Source organism: Pseudomonas sp. HR1 (assembly GCF_030175875.1).
Classification (GTDB): Bacteria; Pseudomonadota; Gammaproteobacteria; order Pseudomonadales; family Pseudomonadaceae; genus Chryseomonas; species Chryseomonas oryzihabitans.
Map to the genome: position 1 here is coordinate 1,034,915 of NZ_JASNRF010000001.1, position 22,412 is coordinate 1,057,326.

21 protein-coding genes are annotated in these 22,412 nt (G+C 63.5%); 17 read left to right on the plus strand and 4 right to left on the minus strand.

What is annotated here, in order from left to right; all coding sequences use genetic code 11:
* Positions 1–359: 359 nt before the first annotated feature.
* From gyrB to dnaA, 4 genes are read right to left on the minus strand one after another with little or no spacing between them, the layout of a single operon-like run.
* Positions 360–2,780 carry a DNA topoisomerase (ATP-hydrolyzing) subunit B gene (gyrB, locus tag QKY98_RS04695; protein ID WP_284670423.1) on the minus strand — a complete coding sequence of 807 codons (2,421 nt, stop codon included), beginning with the start codon at positions 2,778–2,780 and terminating at the stop codon, positions 360–362.
* Positions 2,777–3,886 carry a DNA replication/repair protein RecF gene (gene recF, locus QKY98_RS04700; RefSeq protein ID WP_007160137.1) on the minus strand — a complete coding sequence of 370 codons (1,110 nt, stop codon included), beginning with the start codon at positions 3,884–3,886 and terminating at the stop codon, positions 2,777–2,779. The genes gyrB and recF overlap by 4 nt, the downstream gene beginning before the upstream one ends.
* A gap of 10 nt (positions 3,887–3,896) precedes the next feature.
* Positions 3,897–5,000: a DNA polymerase III subunit beta gene (dnaN, locus tag QKY98_RS04705; RefSeq protein ID WP_007160136.1), complete on the minus strand. Its 1,104-nt coding sequence runs from the start codon at positions 4,998–5,000 to the stop codon at positions 3,897–3,899.
* 28 nt (positions 5,001–5,028) lie between these two features.
* Complete coding sequence (dnaA, locus tag QKY98_RS04710) at positions 5,029–6,498, minus strand: chromosomal replication initiator protein DnaA (protein ID WP_150340264.1); 1,470 nt, start codon at positions 6,496–6,498, stop codon at positions 5,029–5,031.
* A gap of 526 nt (positions 6,499–7,024) precedes the next feature.
* Here dnaA and rpmH point away from each other — a divergent pair.
* The 17 genes from rpmH (at position 7,025) to atpD (ending at position 22,409) form a co-directional block, all read left to right on the plus strand.
* Positions 7,025–7,159 carry a 50S ribosomal protein L34 gene (gene rpmH / locus QKY98_RS04715; protein WP_007160134.1) on the plus strand — a complete coding sequence of 45 codons (135 nt, stop codon included), beginning with the start codon at positions 7,025–7,027 and terminating at the stop codon, positions 7,157–7,159.
* Between the two features lie 12 nt (positions 7,160–7,171).
* Positions 7,172–7,573, plus strand: a complete 402-nt coding sequence (gene rnpA, locus QKY98_RS04720; RefSeq protein ID WP_007160133.1) for a ribonuclease P protein component — start codon at positions 7,172–7,174, stop codon at positions 7,571–7,573.
* On the plus strand, positions 7,566–7,814 hold the full coding sequence (gene yidD / locus QKY98_RS04725; protein WP_007160132.1) for a membrane protein insertion efficiency factor YidD: 249 nt from the start codon (positions 7,566–7,568) through the stop codon (positions 7,812–7,814). Before rnpA ends, yidD begins: the two co-directional genes overlap by 8 nt.
* 2 nt (positions 7,815–7,816) lie before the next feature.
* Positions 7,817–9,532 carry a membrane protein insertase YidC gene (yidC, locus tag QKY98_RS04730; protein WP_027598723.1) on the plus strand — a complete coding sequence of 572 codons (1,716 nt, stop codon included), beginning with the start codon at positions 7,817–7,819 and terminating at the stop codon, positions 9,530–9,532.
* Positions 9,533–9,595: 63 nt separating this feature from the next.
* Positions 9,596–10,957, plus strand: coding sequence for a tRNA uridine-5-carboxymethylaminomethyl(34) synthesis GTPase MnmE (gene mnmE / locus QKY98_RS04735; RefSeq protein ID WP_042134974.1), 1,362 nt, complete (start codon positions 9,596–9,598; stop codon positions 10,955–10,957).
* A 445-nt stretch (positions 10,958–11,402) separates the two neighbouring features.
* Positions 11,403–13,295 (plus strand): tRNA uridine-5-carboxymethylaminomethyl(34) synthesis enzyme MnmG, encoded by a 1,893-nt coding sequence (mnmG, locus tag QKY98_RS04740; RefSeq protein WP_027600505.1) that lies wholly within the window; start codon positions 11,403–11,405, stop codon positions 13,293–13,295.
* A complete protein-coding gene (gene rsmG / locus QKY98_RS04745) occupies positions 13,295–13,939 on the plus strand; it encodes a 16S rRNA (guanine(527)-N(7))-methyltransferase RsmG (RefSeq protein WP_074583345.1) in 645 nt (214 codons plus the stop codon). The genes mnmG and rsmG overlap by 1 nt, the downstream gene beginning before the upstream one ends.
* A gap of 8 nt (positions 13,940–13,947) precedes the next feature.
* The gene (locus QKY98_RS04750; protein WP_007160127.1) at positions 13,948–14,742 is read left to right on the plus strand and encodes a ParA family protein; all 795 of its coding nucleotides are present in this window, start codon (positions 13,948–13,950) and stop codon (positions 14,740–14,742) included.
* A 9-nt stretch (positions 14,743–14,751) separates the two neighbouring features.
* On the plus strand, positions 14,752–15,624 hold the full coding sequence (locus QKY98_RS04755; RefSeq protein WP_027600502.1) for a ParB/RepB/Spo0J family partition protein: 873 nt from the start codon (positions 14,752–14,754) through the stop codon (positions 15,622–15,624).
* 146 nt (positions 15,625–15,770) lie between these two features.
* Positions 15,771–16,175, plus strand: coding sequence for a F0F1 ATP synthase subunit I (locus QKY98_RS04760; protein ID WP_037006585.1), 405 nt, complete (start codon positions 15,771–15,773; stop codon positions 16,173–16,175).
* Positions 16,176–16,191: 16 nt separating this feature from the next.
* A complete protein-coding gene (atpB, locus tag QKY98_RS04765) occupies positions 16,192–17,055 on the plus strand; it encodes a F0F1 ATP synthase subunit A (protein ID WP_007160124.1) in 864 nt (287 codons plus the stop codon).
* A gap of 139 nt (positions 17,056–17,194) precedes the next feature.
* Positions 17,195–17,452, plus strand: a complete 258-nt coding sequence (gene atpE / locus QKY98_RS04770; RefSeq protein WP_003097235.1) for a F0F1 ATP synthase subunit C — start codon at positions 17,195–17,197, stop codon at positions 17,450–17,452.
* 55 nt (positions 17,453–17,507) lie between these two features.
* On the plus strand, positions 17,508–17,978 hold the full coding sequence (locus tag QKY98_RS04775; protein ID WP_007160122.1) for a F0F1 ATP synthase subunit B: 471 nt from the start codon (positions 17,508–17,510) through the stop codon (positions 17,976–17,978).
* Between the two features lie 12 nt (positions 17,979–17,990).
* The gene (locus QKY98_RS04780) at positions 17,991–18,527 is read left to right on the plus strand and encodes a F0F1 ATP synthase subunit delta (RefSeq protein WP_027598717.1); all 537 of its coding nucleotides are present in this window, start codon (positions 17,991–17,993) and stop codon (positions 18,525–18,527) included.
* 18 nt (positions 18,528–18,545) lie between these two features.
* Positions 18,546–20,090, plus strand: a complete 1,545-nt coding sequence (atpA, locus tag QKY98_RS04785) for a F0F1 ATP synthase subunit alpha (protein ID WP_007160120.1) — start codon at positions 18,546–18,548, stop codon at positions 20,088–20,090.
* A gap of 48 nt (positions 20,091–20,138) precedes the next feature.
* Positions 20,139–21,002: a F0F1 ATP synthase subunit gamma gene (gene atpG / locus QKY98_RS04790; RefSeq protein WP_007160119.1), complete on the plus strand. Its 864-nt coding sequence runs from the start codon at positions 20,139–20,141 to the stop codon at positions 21,000–21,002.
* A gap of 30 nt (positions 21,003–21,032) precedes the next feature.
* Complete coding sequence (gene atpD, locus QKY98_RS04795; protein WP_007160118.1) at positions 21,033–22,409, plus strand: F0F1 ATP synthase subunit beta; 1,377 nt, start codon at positions 21,033–21,035, stop codon at positions 22,407–22,409.
* Positions 22,410–22,412: the final 3 nt, after the last annotated feature.

Below are 22,412 nucleotides of genomic sequence, written 5' to 3' on the forward strand. Positions count from 1 at the left end.
TTCCACCCCTTTTCCGCCCTTTTCCCACAGACTTATCCACAGGCCAGATCAAGCCTTCGGTGTGGGCGGATTTTGGCCCGCTACCTCGGATGAGTCTTCATCCACAAGTACCGACAAGCTTATTCCCAGGCTTATCCACAGGATCGTCCGTTATAGCCTGTGTCTCTATGCCGCATGGCACGGCCTCTTTACGCAAATTTTCTGTGGTGATCAAAAGCGGCTGAGGAAAACTATCCACAAAACCTCTGGCTATAAGATGAACGGCGTTCGCTCCCGGGGAACGAAACGCTGCGGCTCTCTAGGCAGAATGTTTTCCACAAAAAAGCCCCGCATGGCGGGGCTTGTGCATAACCGAAGGGTCAGACGTCGAGGTTCGACACGGCCAGGGCATTGCTCTCGATGAAGTCGCGGCGCGGCTCCACCTGATCGCCCATCAGCGTATTGAAGATCTGATCGGCGGCGATGGCGTCCTCGATGGTCACCTGCAGCATGCGGCGCACGTTCGGGTCCATGGTGGTTTCCCACAGCTGATCCGGATTCATCTCGCCCAGGCCCTTGTAGCGCTGGATGTTGAATCTCTTGCTGGTCTCCACCATCAGCCATTCCCAGGCTTCCTTGAAGGTGCTGACCGGGCGCCGGCGTTCGCCGCGCTTGGCGTAGGCGCCTTCCTCCAGCAGGTTGTCCAGCTGGGCGGCCAGCTCGGTCACCAGGCGGTAATCGTTGCTGCCGAAGAAATCCCGGTTGAAGGTGACGTAGCTGGACAGGCCGTGGGCACGGGTCTCGACCTCCGGCAGCCACAGGCCGCGCTCGCGGTCTTCGCGCAGGCTGAGGGTGTAGGTGGTGCCATTGCGCTCGGCAGCCTTCAGGCGCGTCTCCAGGCCGGCCAGCCACTGGCGCATGGCCGCCTCGTCACCCAGCTGCTCCACGCCCACGCGGGGCAGGTACAGCAGGTGTTCGCTGACCTCGGCCGGATAGAGGCGCGACAGGCGCTTGAAGGTCTTCATCACCTGGCGATAGCTGTTCACCAGCTTCTCGAGTTCCACGCCGGACAGGCCCGGGGCGTTCTCGTTGACGTGCAGGCTGGCTTCCTCGAGGGCGGTCTGGGTCAGGTATTCCTCCATCGCCTCGTCGTCCTTGATGTACTGCTCCTGCTTGCCACGCTTCACCTTGTACAGCGGCGGCTGAGCGATGTAGATGTAGCCCCGCTCGATCAGCAGCGGCATCTGGCGGAAGAAGAAGGTCAGCAGCAGGGTACGGATGTGCGAACCGTCGACGTCAGCATCGGTCATGATGATGATGTTGTGGTAGCGCAGCTTGTCGATGTTGAACTCTTCGCGACCGATACCGCAGCCCAGCGCGGTGATCAGGGTGCCCACCTCCTGGGAGGAGAGCATCTTGTCGAAGCGGGCCTTCTCGACGTTGAGGATCTTGCCCTTGAGCGGCAGGATCGCCTGGGTGCGCCGGTTGCGACCCTGCTTGGCCGAACCACCGGCGGAGTCACCCTCCACGATGTAGAGTTCGGACAGCGCCGGGTCCTTTTCCTGGCAGTCCGCCAGCTTGCCGGGCAGACCGGCGATGTCCAGAGCGCCCTTGCGGCGGGTCATCTCTCGCGCCTTGCGCGCCGCTTCCCGGGCCCGGGCCGCGTCGATCATCTTGCCGACCACCGCCTTGGCTTCGTTGGGATTCTCCAGCAGGAAGTCGGAGAAGTACTTGCCCATCTCCTGCTCCACAGCGGTCTTCACCTCGGAGGAGACCAGCTTGTCCTTGGTCTGGGAGGAGAACTTGGGATCCGGCACCTTGACCGAGATGATGGCGGTCAGGCCTTCGCGGGCGTCGTCACCGGTGGTGGCCACCTTGAACTTCTTGGCCAGACCCTCGGCCTCGATGTAGTTGTTCAGATTGCGCGTCAGTGCCGAGCGGAAGCCCGCCAGGTGGGTACCGCCATCGCGCTGGGGAATGTTGTTGGTGAAGCAGAGGATGTTCTCGTTGAAGCTGTCGTTCCACTGCAGGGCCACTTCCACGCCGACGCCATCGTCGTCGCGCTGCACTTGGAAATGGAACACCTCGTTCACCGCGGTCTTGTTGGTGTTGAGGTAGTCGACGAAGGCACGCAGGCCGCCTTCGTACTTGAACAGCTCTTCCTTGCCGCTGCGCTCGTCGCGCAGGACGATGCCGACGCCGGAGTTGAGGAAGGACAGCTCGCGAATCCGCTTGGCCAGGATGTCCCAGCTGAACTGGATGTTGCTGAAGGTCTCGGCGGACGGCTTGAAGTGCACCTGGGTACCGGTGGTGTCGGTCTCGCCGATCACTGCCAGCGGCGCCTGGGGCACGCCATGCACATAGACCTGCTCCCACACCTGGCCGGCGCGGCGAATGGTCAGCCGCAGCTCTTCGGACAGGGCGTTCACCACCGAGACACCCACGCCGTGCAGGCCGCCGGACACCTTGTAGGTGTTGTCGTCGAACTTACCGCCGGCGTGCAGCACGGTCATGATGACCTCGGCCGCGGAAACGCCTTCTTCCTTGTGGATATCCACCGGGATGCCGCGACCGTTGTCGCGCACGGTGATGGATTCGTCCATGTGGATGGTGATGCTGATCTCGCTGCAGAAGCCGGCCAGGGCCTCGTCGATGGAGTTGTCCACCACCTCGAAGACCATGTGGTGCAGGCCGGTGCCGTCATCGGTGTCGCCGATGTACATGCCGGGGCGCTTGCGCACGGCATCCAGTCCCTTCAGCACCTTGATGCTGGAAGAGTCGTAGGTATTGGTCTCGCTCATGCTTGGCTCCCGCTAGTGTGGGTCTGCTTGATATGGCCGTGTTCCACGTGAAACACGCTGACCTCTGTCTCCGGCCGCCAGGCGGCCTGTAGCGTCTCGCGCTCGACACAGGTGATGAAGACTTGGCACTCCAGTGCCTCCAGCAGCCGGCACAAGGCCAGCCGGTGTCCCTCGTCCAGTTCCGAGGGCAGGTCGTCGATGAGATAGACGCACTGGCCCCGCTTGACCTGGTTGACCAGCCGCCCCTGGGCGATGCGCAGTGCGCACACCACCAGCTTCTGCTGGCCGCGCGACAGGATGTCCGCCGCGTTGTGATTGCCGATGCGGATCCGCAGGTCGGCGCGCTGGGGACCGGCCTGGGTATGCCCCAGCTGCAGATCCCGCGGCAGGCTGTCCGCCAGCACCTCGCGCAGATCGCGCTCGCGGTCCCAGCCGCGGTAGTAACTCAGGGTCAGGCCGTCGAGCTGGATCAGCTCGGCCAGCACCGCGGTGAATTCCGGTTTCAGGCGCTGGATATAGGCCTGGCGAAAGCCATCGATCTCGGCACTGGCCAGGGCCAGTTCCTGATCCCAGGCGGCCTGCGCCGCAGGGTCGATTTTACCACGTCTGAGCCAGTGATTTCGCTGCCTGAGCGCCTTTTGCAGGCGTTGCCATAGGGGCAGAAAACGCTGTTCCTCGTGGAACACGCCCCAGTCGAGAAACTGCCGTCTGATCTTGGGACTGCCTTCGAGCAGCCGGAAGCCGTCGGGGTTGATCAGCTGCAGCGGCAGCACCTCGGCCAGCTGCGCCGCACTGCGGGCATTCTCGCCGTTGATGCGGATCTGGTAGTCGCCGCCGCGCTCGCGCTGGATGCCCAGGTTGCAGTCCTGGCCCCCCGGCAGCCGTACCTGGCCGAACACCGTGCAGCTGGCCTGCTCGTGCTGGATGACCGGCGCCAGCTTGGTGCTGCGAAAGGAGCGGGCCAGGCCCAGCAGGTGGATGGCTTCCAGCAGGCTGGTCTTGCCGCTGCCGTTGGCGCCGTGCAGCAGGTTGACCCGGGGCGAGGGCTGAAGCGCGACCGCCTGCAGATTGCGCAGGCGGTCGGCGTTGAAGCGGATCAGCGTCATCGAGCGGCGATCAGAGGCGCATCGGCATCACGACATAGGAGGAATCGTCGTTGCCCGCCTCCTGCAACAGCGCACTGCTGCTGGAATCGGACAGGGTGATGCGCACCTGGTCGGTGGTCATCACGCCGAGCACGTCGAGCAGGTAGCTGACGTTGAAGCCGATCTCCAGGCTGCCGCCGTCGTAGTCGACCTGCAGTTCTTCCTCGGCCTCTTCCTGCTCCGGGTTGTTGGCCTGGATCTTCATGAAGCCGTTTTCCAGCTGCAGGCGGATACCGCGGTACTTCTCGTTGGAGAGAATGGCGGTGCGGCTGAACGCCTCGCGCAGGTGCTGACGTTCGCCCAGCACCAGCTTGTCGCCATGCCGCGGCAGGACGCGCTCATAGTCGGGGAACTTGCCGTCCACCAGCTTGGAGGTAAAGGTGAAGTCCCCGGTGGTGGCGCGGATATGGTGCTGGCCCAGCACCACGTTGACCGGCTCTTCCGGTTCGGTGAGCAGGCGCGACAATTCCAGGATGCCCTTGCGCGGCACGATGACCTGGTGCTTCTCGGCCTGGTCGACGTCGGCTTCCAGCATGCACATGGCCAGGCGGTGACCATCGGTGGCCACGGCGCGCAGGCGCCCGGTGCTGGCTTCGAGCAGCATGCCGTTGAGGTAGTAGCGCACGTCCTGCTGGGCCATGGCGAAGCCGGTGCGCTCGATCAGGCGGCGCAGGCGCCCCTGGGGAATGCTGAACTTCAGCGACCCCGGACCTTCCTCCACGGTGGGGAAGTCGTTGGCCGGCAGGGTGGACAGGGTGAAACGGCTGCGACCGGCGCGGATCAGCAGCTTCTGCTCCTCGGTGCGGATGTCGATCAGCGCATCGGGCTGCAGGCTCTTGCAGATGTCCATCAGCTTGCGCGCCGGAACGGTGATTTCGCCGGCTTCGGCGGCTTCTTCCAGATCGACCCGGCCAACCAGCTCGACTTCCAGATCGGTACCGGTCAGCGACAGCCGCTGGCCTTCCACGACCAGGAGTACGTTGGACAGCACCGGCAGCGTTTGCCGACGTTCCACGACACCGGCCACCAGCTGCAGCGGTTTCAACAGGGCTTCGCGTTGAATGGTGAAATGCATGGTCAGGTCCTTGCCAGGGCCGCGTCCGTCAGGTCGTCAGGGTACGCAGCAGGTTCTTGTAATCCTCGCGGATATCCGCGTCGGATTCCCGAAGTTCGGCGATCTTGCGACAGGCGTGCAACACCGTCGTGTGATCGCGTCCGCCAAAGGCGTCGCCGATTTCCGGCAGGCTGTGGTTGGTCAGCTCCTTGGACAGCGCCATGGCGACCTGCCGCGGCCGGGCCACCGAACGCGAGCGGCGTTTGGACAGCAGATCGGCGATCTTGATCTTGTAGTACTCGGCCGCGGTGCGCTGGATGTTGTCGATGCTGACCAGCTTGTCCTGCAGTGCCAGGAGATCCTTGAGCGATTCGCGGATCAGCTCGATGGTGATTTCGCGGCCCATGAAGTGGGCATGGGCGATCACCCGCTTGAGCGCGCCTTCCAGTTCCCGCACGTTGGAGCGGATGCGCTGGGCGATAAAGAAGGCGGCGTCGTGGGGCAGGTCGACCTTGGCCTGGTCGGCCTTCTTCATCAGGATCGCCACCCGCGTTTCCAGCTCCGGGGGCTCCACCGCCACGGTGAGACCCCAGCCGAAGCGCGACTTGAGGCGCTCTTCCAGGCCGTCGATCTCCTTGGGATAGCGGTCGCTGGTGAGGATCACCTGTTGTCCACCTTCGAGCAGGGCATTAAAGGTGTGGAAAAACTCTTCCTGCGAACGCTCCTTGCGGGCGAAGAACTGGATGTCGTCGATCAGCAGCGCATCCACCGAGCGGTAGAAGCGCTTGAATTCGTTGATGGCGTTGAGCTGCAGCGCCTTGACCATGTCGGCGACGAAGCGCTCCGAATGCAGATAGACGATCTTGGCGTTCGGATTGCGCTTGAGCAGGTGGTTGCCCACCGCGTGCATCAGGTGGGTCTTACCCAGACCCACGCCCCCATAAAGGAAGAGCGGGTTGTAGCCGTGCTTGGGATTGTCCGCCACCTGCCAGGCCGCGGCGCGGGCCAGCTGGTTGGACTTGCCCTCGACGAAGTTCTCGAAGGTGAAGGTGCGATTCAGGTAGCTGGTGTGCTTGAGCGCACCCTCTACCTGCACGGTGCGTTCGGTCTTGACCGCCGGCTCGTCGGCCTCGGCCAGTTCCGCGGTCACGTCTTCCAGGGCGACGCCCGCGGTGACGATGTCCGACTGGATCGGTTGCGGAGCCTGCACGGGAGGAGGCAGCGGGGTGCTCTGGCTGCTTGGCGTCTGCGCCGGACGCGGCTTGTTGCTGCGCTTGCTGCCGATCAACAGGGACAGCACCGGGGCGATGCCGTCGTCGGCATGTTCCTCGAGCAATTCGAGGATGCGGCTCAGGTACTTCTCGTTGACCCAGTCGAGCACGAAGCGATTGGGCGCGAACACCCGCAGCTCATCCCCTTCCGCTTCCACCTGCAGTGGCCGGATCCAGGTATTGAATTGTTGCGAAGGCAGCTCGTCGCGCAGCACATCCACGCAACGTTGCCAGAGTTCGACCGACACAGCGTCTCCCAAGAACTGGAGCGGCCCGGACGGGCCATGAGCAAACGCCCATTGTATCCCTCCCCACCCGGGTTATCCACATGACCGCGCAGTTTCCCAACAGATAGCCGTCACGAAGGCAACGGGCGGACGCACGACCGTCAGCTCTGTGGATAACGCCGTCTGAACTCTCTGGACATCCCGAGGCTTTTCGCTGTGGATAATCCTGCTGTGCGTAACAGCCTTGCTTATCCACAGCCTCTCAGCAGGCAGAGCACCCGAACTGCACCTGTTGAAAACAGACTTTCCGTTCCCGCTCCGGTCAGAGCCCGTCTGGCCTGGCACAATCTATCCACAGAAATCCGCTGCACCATACATATTCACTTCAACAGTCTTTTAAAACCTTCTGACCTGTTGATTTTATTTGCGCGGTCTCCTGTCAGCCGGTGCTGGTTGGAAATTGACCTGTACCGAGGCTTTCTCTAGAATCGCCGGTCTCTTTGCGCGGGGCACTCATGCCTTGCCGCTTTCACCTAGGTAAAAGTCCATGAAACGCACCTTCCAACCCAGCACCCTGAAGCGCGCCCGTGTCCACGGTTTCCGTGCTCGTATGGCAACCAAGAACGGCCGTCAGGTTCTGTCCCGTCGCCGTGCCAAAGGCCGCAAGCGTCTGGCGATCTGATTGCCCGGTCAGGTGGTGAGTCAGGGTTTCGGTCGGGACAGGCGCTTACTGAGCTCCCAACAGTTCCAAGCGGTCTTTGACTCTCCCACCCACAAGGCATCCGGCAAGCACCTGCTGCTGCTCGCCCATGCCAATGGGCTCGACCATTCCCGCCTCGGGCTGGTCATCGGCAAGAAGAGCGTCAAGCTTTCTGTCGAGCGCAATCGCATCAAGCGGGTCATCCGGGATTCCTTCCGTCTGAATCAGGACCGCCTGGGCAGCTTCGATCTGGTCTTCGTCGCCCGCAAGGGACTTGGCGAAGTCGACAATCCCGAATTGCACGATCAGCTGCTGCAACTGTGGAAACGTCTCAATCGCCAGGCGAGCAAGACCGTTGCCCACCCAATCGACAGTCCCGACGGTGCTCATGCGTAAACCGGCCCTGCTGCTGATTCGCTTCTACCGTTACGCCATCAGCCCCATGATGGCCAGTCACTGTCGTTTCTATCCGACCTGTTCCGGTTACGCCCTCGAAGCCATCGAGCGCCACGGGCTGCTGCGTGGTGGCTGGCTGACCACACGGCGACTGTGCCGGTGCCATCCCTGGCACTCAGGCGGATATGATCCCGTTCCTCCCGCAAAGAACCCAGCCCCGACCTCTTCGATGGCCGAGTAAACATGGATATCAAGCGCCCGCTACTCATTGCCGCCTTGGCGATCGTGTCCTACACCCTGGTTTTCCAGTGGAACAAGGATTACGGCCAGGCCGATCTGCCCACGGCCAAGACGCAGACCAGCGTCCTGCCGGGCGATACCCCCAACGTGCCCACCGACGTACCGGCCGATGCCAAGGCCGCGGCGCCAGTGGACAACTCGGCCGCCCAACCGAGCACCGCGCTCATCAAGGTGCGTACCGACGTCCTGGATCTGGCCATCGATCCGCGCGGTGGTGACATCGTCCAGCTCGGACTGGTGCAGTACCCCCGTCGCCAGGACCACCCCGACGTTCCCTTCATGCTGTTCGACAACGGCAACGAGCGTCTCTACCTGGCCCAGAGCGGCCTGACCGGTGCCAACGGACCCGATGCCAACAGCGCCGGTCGTCCGCTGTACACCTCGGCGCAGTCCAGCTACGTGCTCGCCGATGGCCAGCCGCAACTGGTGGTGGATCTCAAGTACCAGGCCAATGGCGTGGACTACACCAAGAGATTCACCTTCCACCGGGGCCTGAAGGTCGATTGTTCGGACGCCGAGAAGGCGCAGAAGAAGATCACCTGCATCAATCCGGACGCCTACCAGATCCAGGTCAGCTACCTGATCGACAACCACAGCGCCAACGCCTGGAACGGCGTGCTCTACGCCCAGCTCAAGCGTGACAAGAGCGGCGATCCCTCGGCCACCACCGCCACCGGCGTGTCCACCTACCTGGGCGCCGCGGTCGGCACCCCGGCCGAGCCCTATCGCAAGGTGTCCATGAGCGACATGGACAAGAACCGCCTGCAGGAATCCGTGCAGGGCGGCTGGGTGGGTTGGCTGCAGCACTACTTCGTCACCGCCTGGGTGCCGAACAAGGATGAGCAGCACCAGATCACCACCCGCAAGGATGCCCAAGGCAACTACATCGTCGGCTTCACCGGTCCGCAGTTCAGCGTGCCGGCGGGTGGCAAGGGCGAGACCTCGCTGACCCTCTATGCCGGTCCGAAGATCCAGGAGCACCTCAAGACCCTGTCCCACGGCCTGGAACTGACGGTCGACTACGGCTTCCTGTGGTTCATCGCCCAGCCGATCTTCTGGCTGCTGCAGCATATCCACAGCATCCTGGGTAACTGGGGCTGGTCGATCATCGTCCTGACCATCATCATCAAGATGCTGTTCTTCCCGCTGTCCGCCGCCAGCTACCGTTCCATGGCGCGCATGCGTGCCGTCGGCCCGCGACTGCAGGCGCTGAAGGAACAGTATGGCGACGATCGCCAGAAGATGTCCCAGGCGATGATGGAGCTGTACCGCAAGGAGAAGATCAATCCCCTGGGTGGCTGCCTGCCCATCGTGGTGCAGATGCCGGTGTTCCTGGCGCTGTACTGGGTGCTGCTGGAAAGCGTCGAGATGCGCCAGTCGCCCTGGATGTTCTGGATCACCGACCTGTCGGCCAAGGATCCCTTCTTCATCCTGCCGATCATCATGGGCGGTACCATGCTGGTGCAGCAGATGCTCAACCCGGCACCGCCGGATCCCATGCAGGCCAAGGTCATGAAGATGATGCCGATCATCTTCACCTTCTTCTTCCTGTGGTTCCCGGCCGGTCTGGTGCTGTACTGGATCGTCAACAACTGCCTGTCGATCCTGCAGCAGTGGTACATTACCCGGAAGATCGAGGCGGCCAGCAAGAAGGCCTGACCCCGCTCACCCTGTCCACACGACGCCCCTTGATTGGGGCGTCGTGCTTTCTGGAGGATCGTCATGTCCCTGCCTTCCGACAGCATCGCCGCCATCGCCACCGCCACTGGGCGCGGCGGCGTCGGCATCGTCCGCGTCTCCGGTCCCCTGGCCGCCCCGCTGGCGCGGGCGATCTGCGGCCGCGAGCTGCCGCCCCGGCATGCCCACTACGGCAACTTCCTCGCCGCCGACGGCAGCGTGCTGGACGCCGGCATCGCGCTGTTCTTTCCCGGTCCCAACTCCTTCACCGGCGAAGACGTGCTGGAACTCCAGGGCCATGGCGGCCCGGTGATCCTCGACCTGCTGCTGCGCCGCACCCTGGAAGAGGGCGCCCGCCTGGCCCGGCCGGGTGAATTCAGCGAACGCGCCTTTCTCAACGACAAGCTCGACCTGGCCCAGGCCGAAGCCATCGCCGACCTCATCGAGGCGAGCACCGAACAGGCGGCGCGCAATGCCCTGCGTTCGCTGCAGGGCGAATTCTCGCGCCGGGTGGAGAGCCTGGTCGAACAGCTGATCCGCCTGCGCATCTATGTCGAGGCGGCCATCGACTTTCCCGAGGAAGAGATCGACTTCCTCGCCGATGGCCGGGTCCAGGGCCTGCTGGAGGGCGTCCAGGCCGAACTGCACGAGGTCCAGCGCGAAGCCAACCGCGGCGCCCTGCTGCGCGACGGCATGACCGTGGTGATCGCCGGTCGTCCCAATGCCGGCAAGTCCAGCCTGCTCAACGCCCTGGCCGGGCGTGAGGCCGCCATCGTCACCGACATCGCCGGCACCACCCGGGATGTCCTGCGCGAACATATCCACCTCGATGGCATGCCGCTGCATGTGGTCGATACCGCCGGCCTGCGCGACACCAGCGACCGGGTCGAGCAGATCGGGGTCCAGCGCGCCCTGGATGCCATTGCCGGCGCCGACCGGGTGCTGCTGGTGGTGGACGCCAGCGCTCCGGAAGCCCGGGATCCCCAGGCGCTCTGGCCGGAACTGCTGAGCACCCGGCCGCCGCTGGACAAGCTGACGGTGATCCGCAACAAGGCCGACCTCACCGGTGAGCCCACCGGGCTGCTGGCGACCGAGCCGGTCGAGATCAGTCTCAGCGCCACCGATGGCGCCGGTATCGAAGCCCTGCGCGAGCATCTCAAGGCCTGCATGGGCTTCGAACAGACCACCGAAGGCGGCTTCAGCGCCCGCCGCCGCCATCTGGATGCCCTGCAGCGGGCTGCCAGCGCCCTGGACCACGGCTATCGCCAACTCACCCTGGCCGGCTCCGGCGAGCTGCTGGCCGAAGACCTGCGCCAGGCCCAGCAGGTGCTTGGCGAGATCACCGGCGCCTTCAGCTCCGACGACCTGCTCGGGCGCATCTTCTCCAGCTTCTGCATCGGCAAATAGCCTCCCTTCCGCCGTTCCCGGCCTGTGCAACGCAGGCCTTGGCTGTCCTCATCTCCCCTTTCCAGAGTCCTGTTGATAACCCTGCCTGAGGTCTGCCCATAAATCGGTTCACGAACTGTCCATGACTGGCGTTGTGGATAAGCGGGCAAAGGGTCCACAGGATGCTGAGAGCTTGTATTCATCCACAGCACAAGACGTACACGGGGTTCAGGTTTTCCCCAGCCCAGCGCTGACGGGGTCTGCATAGGCTTATCCACAGCGAAGGGCCTGCATATACATAAGCTCTATATCAGTCCTTTTAAAACTTTCTTCCCTATTGTTTATATTGGGTGTCTGCCAGGCCGGCTGATCATTTTTTGGCCAGAGCCCCCTTCTGCAAGCGACGTCCAGGCCTTATACTTGCCGGCTTTCCTTTGAATTCCTGCCAACAGGCACGAGGTGCGTGGTGGACTTTCCTTCCCGTTTCGACGTCATCGTGATCGGCGGCGGCCATGCCGGTACCGAAGCGGCCCTGGCGGCCGCTCGCATGGGTGTGCGCACCCTGCTGCTCACGCATAATGTGGAAACTCTCGGCCAGATGAGCTGCAACCCCGCCATCGGCGGCATCGGCAAGAGCCATCTGGTCAAGGAGATCGATGCCCTGGGCGGCGCCATGGCCGCGGCCACGGATCTCGCCGGCATCCAGTTCCGCATTCTCAACAGCCGCAAGGGACCTGCCGTGCGCGCCACTCGCGCCCAGGCCGATCGCGTGCTGTACAAGGCGGCCATCCGCTACACGCTGGAAAATCAGCCGAACCTGTGGATATTCCAGCAGGCCTGCGACGACCTCATCGTCGAAGGCGATCGCGTCGCCGGCGTGATCACCCAGATGGGCCTGAAATTCCATGCCGACAACGTGGTGCTGACCGCCGGGACCTTCCTCGGTGGTCTTATCCACATCGGTCTGCAGAACCACAGCGGTGGACGAGCCGGGGACCCGCCGGCCATCGCCCTGGCCCAGCGCCTGCGTGAACTGCCGCTGCGGGTATCGCGACTGAAGACCGGCACGCCGCCACGCATTGACGGCCGCTCGGTGGACTTCTCGGTGATGACCGAGCAGCCTGGCGACACTCCCTTGCCGGTGATGTCCTTTCTCGGCAATCGCGAGCAGCATCCGGCGCAGGTCAGCTGCTGGATCACCCACACCAATGCCCGCACCCACGACATCATCCGCGCCAACCTGGATCGTTCGCCCATGTACTCCGGCGTGATCGAAGGGGTAGGGCCGCGCTACTGTCCGTCCATCGAAGACAAGATCCACCGCTTCGCCGACAAGGACAGCCATCAGGTCTTTCTCGAGCCCGAGGGTCTGACCACCCATGAGCTCTATCCCAACGGCATCTCCACCTCGCTGCCCTTCGATGTGCAGCTCGAGGTGGTGCGCTCCATGCGCGGCATGGAGAACGCCCACATCCTGCGACCCGGCTACGCCATCGAATACGACTTCTTCGATCCGCGGGATCTCAAGTACAGCCTGGAAACCAAGGTCATCGCCGGCCTGTTCTTCGCCGGCCAGATCAATGGCACCACCGGCTACGAAGAAGCCGGCGCCCAGGGGCTGCTCGCCGGTGCCAACGCCGCGCTGCGCGCCCAGGGCCGCGAGGCCTGGTGTCCGCGCCGCGACGAGGCCTACCTCGGCGTGCTGGTGGACGACCTCATCACCCTGGGCACCCAGGAGCCCTATCGGATGTTTACCTCGCGCGCCGAATACCGGCTGATCCTGCGCGAAGACAACGCCGACCTGCGCCTGACCGAGAAGGGTCGCGAGCTGGGCCTGGTGGACGATCAGCGCTGGGCGCTGTTCGAAGCCAAGCGCGAGGGCATCGCCCTGGAAGAGCAGCGCCTCAAGGCGACCTGGATCCGTCCGGGCACGCCCCAGGGCACGGCGGTGGCCGAACGCTTCGGCACCCCGCTCAACCACGAATACAACCTGCAGAACCTGCTGGCCCGCCCGGAGATCGATTACGCCGGCCTGATGGCCGCGGTGGGCGAAACGCCGGCCGAGACCCAGGTCGCCGAGCAGATCGAGATCAAGACCAAGTACGCCGGCTACATCGATCGCCAGCAGGACGAGATCCAGCGGCTGCGCGCCAGCGACGCCGTGGCGCTGCCCGCCGAGCTGGACTACGCCAGCATCTCCGGCCTGTCCAAGGAGATTCAGCACAAGCTGGCCCAGGCCCGTCCCGAAACCCTCGGTCAGGCCTCGCGCATTCCCGGGGTCACCCCGGCGGCGGTCTCGCTGCTGCTGATCCACCTGAAGAAGCGCAGCGCCGGTCGCAGCCTGGAGCACAGCGCCTGATGGCCAGCGCGATTCAAGCCAACGAACTGCGCCAGGGCGCCGAGACGCTCGGCGTGGCGCTGTCCGCCGCCGTGGAAGAGCGCCTGCTGGGCTACCTGGACCTGCTGGTCAAGTGGAACAAGGCCTACAACCTCACCGCGGTGCGCGATCCCAACGAGATGGTCTCGCGGCACCTGCTGGACAGCCTCAGCATCGTCCCCTACGTGGGCGCCGGGCACTGGCTGGACGTGGGCAGCGGCGGCGGCATGCCGGGCATTCCCCTGGCGATCCTCTTTCCGGAGTCGCGCTTCACCCTGCTCGACAGCAACGGCAAGAAAACGCGCTTCCTGACCCAGGCCAGGATCGAGCTGGGCCTGACCAATCTCGAGGTGGTGCATGCCCGCGTCGAGGCCTATCAGCCCGCCGCGCCTTTCACCGGCATCGTCTCGCGGGCGTTCAGCGCCATCGACGACTTCGCCAACTGGACACGCCACCTGGGCGACAACCAAACACAGTGGCTGGCGATGAAGGGGCTACACCCCGACGACGAGCTGGCCAAGCTACCAGCGGATTTCCGGGTTGCGGCGGCGCACGTCCTCGCGGTTCCCGGTTGCCAAGGCCAGCGGCACTTGCTGATACTGCGCCGCACGAACGGAGAGGGGTAAGGCGGTACATGGCCAAGGTTTACGCGATAGCCAACCAGAAGGGCGGGGTGGGCAAGACCACGACGTGCATCAATCTCGCCGCTTCTCTGGCCGCCACCAACCGGCGCAAGGTGCTGCTGATCGACCTCGATCCCCAGGGTAACGCCACCATGGGCAGCGGGGTGGACAAGCATGCCCTGGAGCATTCGGTGCTGGACGTCCTCACCGGCGCCTGCGGCCTGCTCGACGCCATGCACTTTTCCGAGCACGGCGGCTACCAGCTGCTGCCCTCGAACCGCGACGTCACCGCCGCGGAAGTCGAGCTGCTGGAGATGAGCGGGCGCGAGAGTCGCCTGCGCGATGCCCTGGCCCCGGTGCGGGACAACTACGACTACGTGCTCATCGACTGCCCGCCGTCGCTGTCCATGCTGACCATCAACGGGCTGGTGGCCGCCGATGGCGTGATCATCCCCATGCAGTGCGAATACTTCGCCCTGGAAGGCCTGACCGATCTGATCGGCAGCATCCAGCACATCGCCCAGCGGCTGAATCCGCAGCTGAAGATCGAAGGCCTGCTGCGCACCATGTTCGATCCGCGCATCGGCCTGGCCAACGACGTCGCCGCCCAGCTCAAGCAGCACTTCGGCGACGAGCTCTACGAAACCATCATTCCGCGCAACGTCCGCCTGGCCGAAGCCCCCAGCTACGGCATGCCCGCGCTGGTCTACGACAAGAGCTCCAAGGGGGCCGCGGCCTATCTGGAGCTGGCCAGCGAGCTGGTCAAACGTCAGCGCAAGGCGGCTCGCGTCGCCAAGACTGCCTAAGGAATCCCCATGGCTGTGAAGAAACGAGGTCTGGGCCGCGGTCTCGACGCCCTGCTCGGCGGTGCCAGCGTCAAGGTCCTGCAGGAGCAGGCCGCCGCCACCCCGGTCAGCGAACTGCAATCGCTGCCGGTGGACATCATCCAGCGCGGCAAGTACCAGCCGCGCCGGCACATGGATCCGACCGCTCTGGAAGAGCTGGCCAACTCCATTCGCGTCCAGGGGCTGATGCAGCCCATCGTGGTGCGTGCCATCGGCGAAGGCCGTTACGAGATCATCGCCGGTGAACGCCGCTGGCGCGCCAGCCAGCAGGCCGGCCTGGACCGCATCCCCGCGCTGGTGCGCGATGTGCCCGACCAGGTGGCTATCGCCCTGGCGCTGATCGAGAACATCCAGCGGCAGAACCTCAATCCGCTGGAAGAGGCCATGGCCCTGCAGCGGTTGCAGGACGAATTCGAGCTGACCCAGGCCCAGGTGGCCGAAGCCGTCGGCAAGTCGCGCTCGGGCGTGACCAACCTGCTGCGCCTGCTGGCCCTGGCCGAAGACGCCAAGGACCTGCTGGCCAGGGGCGAGCTGGAGATGGGCCATGCCCGCGCCCTGCTCGGCCTGCCCAAGGCCCGCCAGGCCGAAGGGGCGCGGCACGTTGTCGCACGGGGGCTCACCGTCCGCCAGACCGAAGCCCTGGTGCGCCAGTGGCTCAGCGGCGCGGAGCCGGTCGAGAAGGCGCCTGCGGTGGATCCTGACATCAGCCGGCTGGAGCAGCGTCTGGCCGAACGTTTGGGCGCCAACGTGCAGATCCGCCATGGCGAGAAAGGCAAGGGTCAACTGGTGATCCGTTACACCTCTTTGGACGAACTTCAAGGCGTACTGGCGCACATTCGCTGACACAAATGCCTGCAAGGCTGGGCGGCAATCTGTCCGGGGTGGCTTGAACCACTCCAGACGCGCCCCTATACTTTGCCCGCTTTTTGTCGGCACAAAGCATGCCAGTGAAAACAACTATTATGCCGACACCAGAGGACTTCGAGCCGATGGACCGCCGCACGCCCAAACGCCTGCCCTTCCATCACCAGCCTGCCTTTCGCCTGCTGCTCGTCCAACTGGCTGTCGCGTCGTGTGCCGCCGTTGTCTTGTCTTGCTTCGTCGGTAAGGTCGCCGGTTATTCCGGATTGTTGGGCGGGCTGATTGCCTGGCTGCCCAATCTGTATTTTTCGTTCAAGGCGTTCCGCTATCGCGGCGCCCATGCCGCCCGAGACATCGTCCGTTCTTTCTACTCGGGCGAGGCGGGCAAACTGATTCTCACGGCAGTGCTCTTTGCACTGACGTTTGCCGGGGTAAAACCGCTTTCGGCTCCTGCACTGTTCGGTGTCTACCTGTTGACGCTGATGGTTAATGCCGGCGCGCCCCTGCTACTGAAAAAACCGACTAGACCTTAAGGCATTCGAGGCACACATGGCAGCAGACTCCGCTTCGGGCTACATCCAGCACCACCTGCAGAACCTGACCTATGGTATGCATCCGGTGAACGGCTGGAGCTTCGCCCACACCCCCGCTGAAGCTAAGGAAATGGGCTTCTGGGCCTTCCACGTGGACACCCTCGGCTGGTCGGTCGCCCTCGGCCTGATCTTCCTGGTGCTGTTCCGCAGCATCGCCAAGAAGGCCACCAGCGGTCAGCCCGGCGGCCTGCAGAACTTCGTCGAAGTGCTGGTGGAATTCGTCGACGGCAGCGTCCGTGACACCTTCCATGGCAAGAACGCCCTGATCGCGCCCCTGGCTCTGACCATCTTCGTCTGGATCTTCCTGATGAACCTGATGGACCTGGTGCCGGTGGACTGGCTGCCGTCCGTGGCCGGCATGCTGTTCGGCGAGCACACCTACTTCCGCGTGGTGCCCACCACCGACCCGAACGCCACCCTGGGCATGGCCCTGTCGGTGTTCGGCCTGATCATCTTCTACAGCATCAAGATGAAGGGTCTCGGCGGCTTCTTCGGCGAGCTGACCCTGCACCCGTTCAGCAGCAAGAATCCGCTGCTGCAGATCATCCTGATTCCGATCAACTTCCTGCTCGAATTCGTCACCCTGATCGCCAAGCCGATCTCGCTGGCGCTGCGACTGTTCGGCAACATGTATGCGGGCGAGCTGATCTTCATCCTGATCGCCATCATGTTCGCCAACGGTCTGGCACTGGGCGGTCTGGGTATCGTGCTGCAGTGGGCGTGGGCGGTGTTCCACATCCTCATCATCACCCTGCAGGCCTTCATCTTCATGATGCTGACCATCGTCTACCTGTCGATGGCGCACGAAGAAAGTCACTAAGGAATGGCCCCCGGGCGCTGCTGACGGCGTCCGGAGGCGGTTCTGCCGTGAGTCCCGGCGGGCCCTGTCCGCCGGGTAACTTGGGAAAACTTTTTCGCTTCAACCTTAACCAAGACGACTAAAAAAGTCGGGAGGAAAGATGGAAACTGTAGTTGGTTTGACCGCGATCGCCGTTGCTCTGCTGATTGGCCTGGGCGCTCTGGGTACCGCCATTGGCTTCGGTCTGCTGGGTGGCAAGTTCCTCGAAGGCGCCGCTCGTCAGCCGGAAATGGTTCCGATGCTGCAAGTCAAGATGTTCATCGTCGCCGGTCTGCTCGACGCCGTGACCATGATCGGTGTTGGTATCGCCCTGTTCTTCACCTTCGCTAACCCCTTCGTTGGTCAGATCGCCGGCTGATCACCCTCGCGGGTGTAGGCAGGACTGATGGACAACGAACGAGCGAGGTGTTGGCGTGAACATTAATGCAACCCTGATAGGCCAGTCCGTTGCCTTCTTCATCTTCGTGCTCTTCTGCATGAAGTACGTGTGGCCGCCGATCATCTCGGCGCTGCGTGAGCGTGAGAAGAAGATTGCCGATGGCCTTGACGCTGCCAACCGCGCGGCTCGTGATCTGGAAGTGGCACAGCAGCAAGCCAACCAGAAAGTGAACGAAGCCAAGGGTCAAGCAGCCGAGATCATCGAGCAAGCCAACAAGCGTGCCGCTCAGATCGTCGAGGACGCACAGGCCAAGGCCCGTGCCGAAGGCGACCGGATCAAGGCGCAGGCTCAGGCGGAAATCGAGCAGGAAATCAACACCGCGAAGGACGCTCTGCGTGCTCGCGTCGGCGTGCTGGCCGTGGCCGGCGCCGAGAAGATCCTCGGATCGACCGTTGATGCCAATGCTCATGCCCAGTTGGTCGACCGACTGGCAGCGGAAATCTAAGCGAGGCCACCAATGGCAGAACTGAACACGCTGGCCCGGCCCTATGCCAAGGCGGCTTTCGAGTTCGCACAGTCCCAGCAGCAGTTGACCCAATGGTCGGCCGCGCTAGGGCTGCTCGCCGCGGTATCCCAAGATGGGACCGTGCGCCAGCTGCTTCAGCAGCCGCAGTTGACTGCGGACGCCAAGGCCGGATTGCTCATCGACGTATGTGGCGATCAGCTGGATGCACAGTCCCAGAACTTCGTTCGGACCGTGGCAGAAAACGACCGGATCGACCTGTTCCCGGCCATCGCCGAGATTTACGAGGCGTACAAGGCCGAGCAGGAAAAATCCATTGAGGCGGAAGTCACTAGTGCTTTCGCCTTGAGCGACGAACAGCAAGACAAACTCGCCAAGGCTCTCAGCGCAAGGCTAGGTCGACAAGTGCGACTAAATGCATCCGAGGATGCGAGCCTGATCGGTGGTGTGGTAATCCGCGCCGGCGACTTGGTAATCGATGGCTCCGTTCGCGGCAAGCTCGCGCAACTGGCCGAAGCGTTGAAACCTTGAGTTTGAAGGGGCAGTAGCATGCAGCAACTCAATCCTTCCGAAATTAGTGAAATCATCAAGGGTCGCATCGAGAAACTCGACGTGACCTCGCAAGCCCGCAACGAAGGCACCATCGTCAGCGTGTCCGACGGTATCGTGCGGATCTTCGGTCTGGCCGACGTCATGTACGGCGAAATGATCGAATTCCCCGGCGGCATCTACGGCATGGCGCTGAACCTGGAGCAGGACTCCGTCGGCGCCGTGGTCCTGGGTAGCTACCTGGGTCTGGCCGAAGGCATGAGCGCCAAGTGCACCGGCCGCATCCTGGAAGTCCCGGTTGGTCCGGAACTGCTGGGTCGCGTCGTCGACGCCCTGGGCAACCCCATCGATGGCAAGGGTCCGCTGAACGCCAGCGCCACCGACGCCGTCGAGAAGGTCGCACCGGGCGTGATCTGGCGTCAGTCGGTCGACCAGCCGGTGCAGACCGGCTACAAGGCCGTCGATGCCATGATCCCGGTAGGCCGCGGTCAGCGCGAGCTGATCATCGGTGACCGTCAGATCGGCAAGACCGCCATGGCGATCGATGCCATCATCAACCAGAAGAACAGCGGCATCCGCTGCGTCTACGTCGCCATTGGTCAGAAGCAGTCGACCATCGCCAACGTGGTGCGCAAGCTGGAAGAGAACGGCGCTCTGCACAACACCATCGTGGTGGCAGCCAGTGCGTCCGAATCGGCGGCCCTGCAGTTCCTGGCACCCTACTCGGGTTGCACCATGGGCGAATACTTCCGCGACCGCGGTGAAGACGCCCTGATCGTCTATGACGATCTGTCCAAGCAGGCCGTGGCCTATCGCCAGATCTCCCTGCTGCTGCGTCGTCCGCCGGGCCGTGAAGCCTATCCCGGCGACGTGTTCTATCTCCACAGCCGTCTGCTCGAGCGCGCCTCCCGCGTCTCCGCCGACTATGTCGAGAAGTTCACCAACGGCGCCGTGACCGGCAAGACCGGCTCGCTGACCGCACTGCCGATCATCGAGACCCAGGCCGGCGACGTGTCCGCCTTCGTTCCGACCAACGTGATCTCCATCACCGACGGCCAGATCTTCCTGGAAGCCGGCCTGTTCAACTCGGGCATCCGCCCGGCGGTCAACGCCGGTGTCTCGGTATCCCGTGTGGGTGGTGCGGCCCAGACCAAGATCATCAAGAAGCTGTCCGGCGGTATCCGTACCGCGCTGGCCCAGTACCGTGAACTGGCGGCCTTCGCCCAGTTCGCCTCGGACCTGGACGAAGCCACCCGCAAGCAGCTCGAGCATGGTCAGCGCGTCACCGAGCTGATGAAGCAGAAGCAGTACGCGCCCATGTCCATCGCCGAGATGTCCCTGAGCCTGTACGCCGCCGAGCGTGGTTTCCTGAGCGATGTGTCCCTGGACAAGATCGGTAGCTTCGAGCAGGCCCTGATCGCCTACTTCAACCGCGATCACGCCGACCTGATGGCCAAGATCAACGTGAAGGGCGACTTCAACGACGAGATCGACGCCGGCATCAAGGCGGGAATCGAGAAGTTCAAGGCCACGCAAACCTGGTAAGCCGCGACGGGGGCGCCAGCCCCCGTTTGCCAACCCGATAGGTGTCACATGGCAGGCGCAAAAGAGATTCGCGGCAAGATCGCGAGCATCAAAAGCACACAGAAGATCACCAGCGCCATGGAAAAGGTTGCGGTCAGCAAGATGCGTAAGGCTCAGGCCCGCATGGCTGCCAGCAAGCCTTATGCCGAGCGCATCCGCGCTGTGATCGGCCACCTGGCCAACGCCAACCCCGAGTACCGCCATGCCTTCATGGTGGAACGCGAGGTCAAGCGCGTCGGTTACATCGTGGTCAGCTCCGATCGGGGTCTGGCCGGTGGTCTGAACACCAACCTGTTCAAGGCTCTGGTCCGCGACATGAGCGACCAGCGCGGCAAGGGTGTGGAAATCGATCTGGCGGTGATCGGGGCCAAGGGTGCCTCCTTCTTCCGCAGCTTCGGCGGCAACGTGGTCGCGGCCATCAGCCACCTCGGCGAAGCCCCGGCGATCGGCGATCTGATCGGCAGCATCAAGGTGATGCTGGATGCCTACCTGAACGGCCGTATCGACCGTCTGTACGTGGTGTCCAACGTCTTCGTCAACACCATGACCCAGAAGCCGACCATCCAGCAGCTGGTGCCCCTGGTACCGGCCGAGGGCGGTGAGCTGCAAGGTAAGCATTGGGACTACCTCTACGAGCCCGACGCCAAGACCCTGCTCGACGGTCTGCTGGTGCGCTACGTGGAATCCCAGGTGTACCAGGCCGTGGTCGAGAACGCTGCCAGCGAACAGGCCGCGCGGATGATCGCGATGAAGAACGCCACCGACAACGCCGGCGATCTCATCAAGGAGCTGCAGCTGGTCTACAACAAGGCTCGCCAGGCTGCGATCACCCAAGAAATTTCGGAAATCGTCGGCGGCGCCGCCGCGGTCTGACGGACAGCTTAAACATTCGAGGAACGCGAAATGAGTAGCGGACGTATCGTACAAATCATCGGCGCCGTGATCGACGTGGAATTCCCGCGCGACGCGGTACCGCGCGTCTTTGACGCCCTCAAGGTGCAGGGTGCCGAAACCACCCTGGAAGTCCAGCAGCAGCTGGGCGACGGCGTGGTCCGTACCATCGCCATGGGTAGCACCGAAGGCCTCAAGCGCGGCCTGAACGTGGGCAACACCGGCGAGGCCATCAAGGTCCCGGTCGGCGTCAAGACCCTCGGCCGCATCATGGACGTCCTGGGCAACCCCATCGACGAAGCCGGCCCCATCGGCGAGGAAGAGCGCTGGGAAATCCACCGCAAGGCCCCGTCCTATGCAGAGCAGGCCGGTGGTAACGACCTGCTGGAAACCGGCATCAAGGTCATCGACCTGGTCTGCCCCTTCGCCAAGGGCGGCAAGGTCGGCCTGTTCGGCGGCGCCGGCGTGGGCAAGACCGTCAACATGATGGAGCTCATCCGTAACATCGCCATCGAGCACAGCGGTTATTCCGTGTTCGCCGGCGTGGGCGAGCGTACCCGTGAAGGGAACGACTTCTACCACGAGATGAAGGACTCCAACGTTCTGGACAAGGTCGCCCTGGTCTATGGCCAGATGAACGAGCCGCCGGGCAACCGTCTGCGCGTGGCCCTGACCGGTCTGACCATGGCCGAGAAATTCCGTGACGAAGGCCGTGACGTCCTGCTGTTCGTCGACAACATCTACCGCTACACCCTGGCCGGTACCGAAGTGTCCGCGCTGCTGGGTCGTATGCCGTCCGCGGTGGGCTACCAGCCGACCCTTGCCGAGGAGATGGGTGTCCTGCAGGAGCGCATCACCTCCACCAAGCTGGGTTCGATCACCTCCGTCCAGGCCGTCTACGTCCCTGCGGATGACTTGACCGACCCGTCCCCGGCGACCACCTTCGCCCACCTGGACGCCACCGTGGTTCTGTCCCGTGACATCGCCTCCCTGGGTATCTACCCGGCGGTCGATCCCCTGGACTCCACCTCGCGCCAGCTGGACCCGAACGTGATCGGCCAGGAGCACTACGACACCGCTCGCGGCGTCCAGTACGTGCTGCAGCGCTACAAGGAGCTGAAGGACATCATCGCGATTCTGGGCATGGACGAACTGTCCGAGTCCGACAAGCAGCTGGTATCCCGCGCTCGTAAGATCCAGCGCTTCCTGTCCCAGCCGTTCTTCGTGGCCGAAGTCTTCACCGGTTCGCCCGGCAAGTACGTGTCCCTCAAGGACACCATCGCTGGCTTCTCCGGGATCCTGCGTGGCGACTACGATCACCTGCCCGAGCAGGCGTTCTACATGGTCGGCAGCATCGACGAAGCCATCGAGAAAGCCAAGAAACTGTAACTG

Excerpts from the sequence above, each read along its gene's own strand:
- QKY98_RS04755 (WP_027600502.1), top strand. The coding sequence starts at position 14,752 with ATGGCTGTGAAGAAACGAGGTCTGGGCCGCGGTCTCGACGCCCTGCTC.
- dnaN (WP_007160136.1), bottom strand. The coding sequence starts at position 5,000 with ATGCATTTCACCATTCAACGCGAAGCCCTGTTGAAACCGCTGCAGCTG.
- atpE (WP_003097235.1), top strand. The coding sequence starts at position 17,195 with ATGGAAACTGTAGTTGGTTTGACCGCGATCGCCGTTGCTCTGCTGATT.
- rpmH (WP_007160134.1), top strand. The coding sequence starts at position 7,025 with ATGAAACGCACCTTCCAACCCAGCACCCTGAAGCGCGCCCGTGTCCAC.
- atpB (WP_007160124.1), top strand. The coding sequence starts at position 16,192 with ATGGCAGCAGACTCCGCTTCGGGCTACATCCAGCACCACCTGCAGAAC.
- QKY98_RS04750 (WP_007160127.1), top strand. The coding sequence starts at position 13,948 with ATGGCCAAGGTTTACGCGATAGCCAACCAGAAGGGCGGGGTGGGCAAG.
- gyrB (WP_284670423.1), bottom strand. The coding sequence starts at position 2,780 with ATGAGCGAGACCAATACCTACGACTCTTCCAGCATCAAGGTGCTGAAG.
- mnmE (WP_042134974.1), top strand. The coding sequence starts at position 9,596 with ATGTCCCTGCCTTCCGACAGCATCGCCGCCATCGCCACCGCCACTGGG.
- rsmG (WP_074583345.1), top strand. The coding sequence starts at position 13,295 with ATGGCCAGCGCGATTCAAGCCAACGAACTGCGCCAGGGCGCCGAGACG.
- atpG (WP_007160119.1), top strand. The coding sequence starts at position 20,139 with ATGGCAGGCGCAAAAGAGATTCGCGGCAAGATCGCGAGCATCAAAAGC.
- QKY98_RS04760 (WP_037006585.1), top strand. The coding sequence starts at position 15,771 with ATGGACCGCCGCACGCCCAAACGCCTGCCCTTCCATCACCAGCCTGCC.
- yidC (WP_027598723.1), top strand. The coding sequence starts at position 7,817 with ATGGATATCAAGCGCCCGCTACTCATTGCCGCCTTGGCGATCGTGTCC.
- recF (WP_007160137.1), bottom strand. The coding sequence starts at position 3,886 with ATGACGCTGATCCGCTTCAACGCCGACCGCCTGCGCAATCTGCAGGCG.
- atpD (WP_007160118.1), top strand. The coding sequence starts at position 21,033 with ATGAGTAGCGGACGTATCGTACAAATCATCGGCGCCGTGATCGACGTG.
- yidD (WP_007160132.1), top strand. The coding sequence starts at position 7,566 with ATGCGTAAACCGGCCCTGCTGCTGATTCGCTTCTACCGTTACGCCATC.
- atpA (WP_007160120.1), top strand. The coding sequence starts at position 18,546 with ATGCAGCAACTCAATCCTTCCGAAATTAGTGAAATCATCAAGGGTCGC.
- QKY98_RS04780 (WP_027598717.1), top strand. The coding sequence starts at position 17,991 with ATGGCAGAACTGAACACGCTGGCCCGGCCCTATGCCAAGGCGGCTTTC.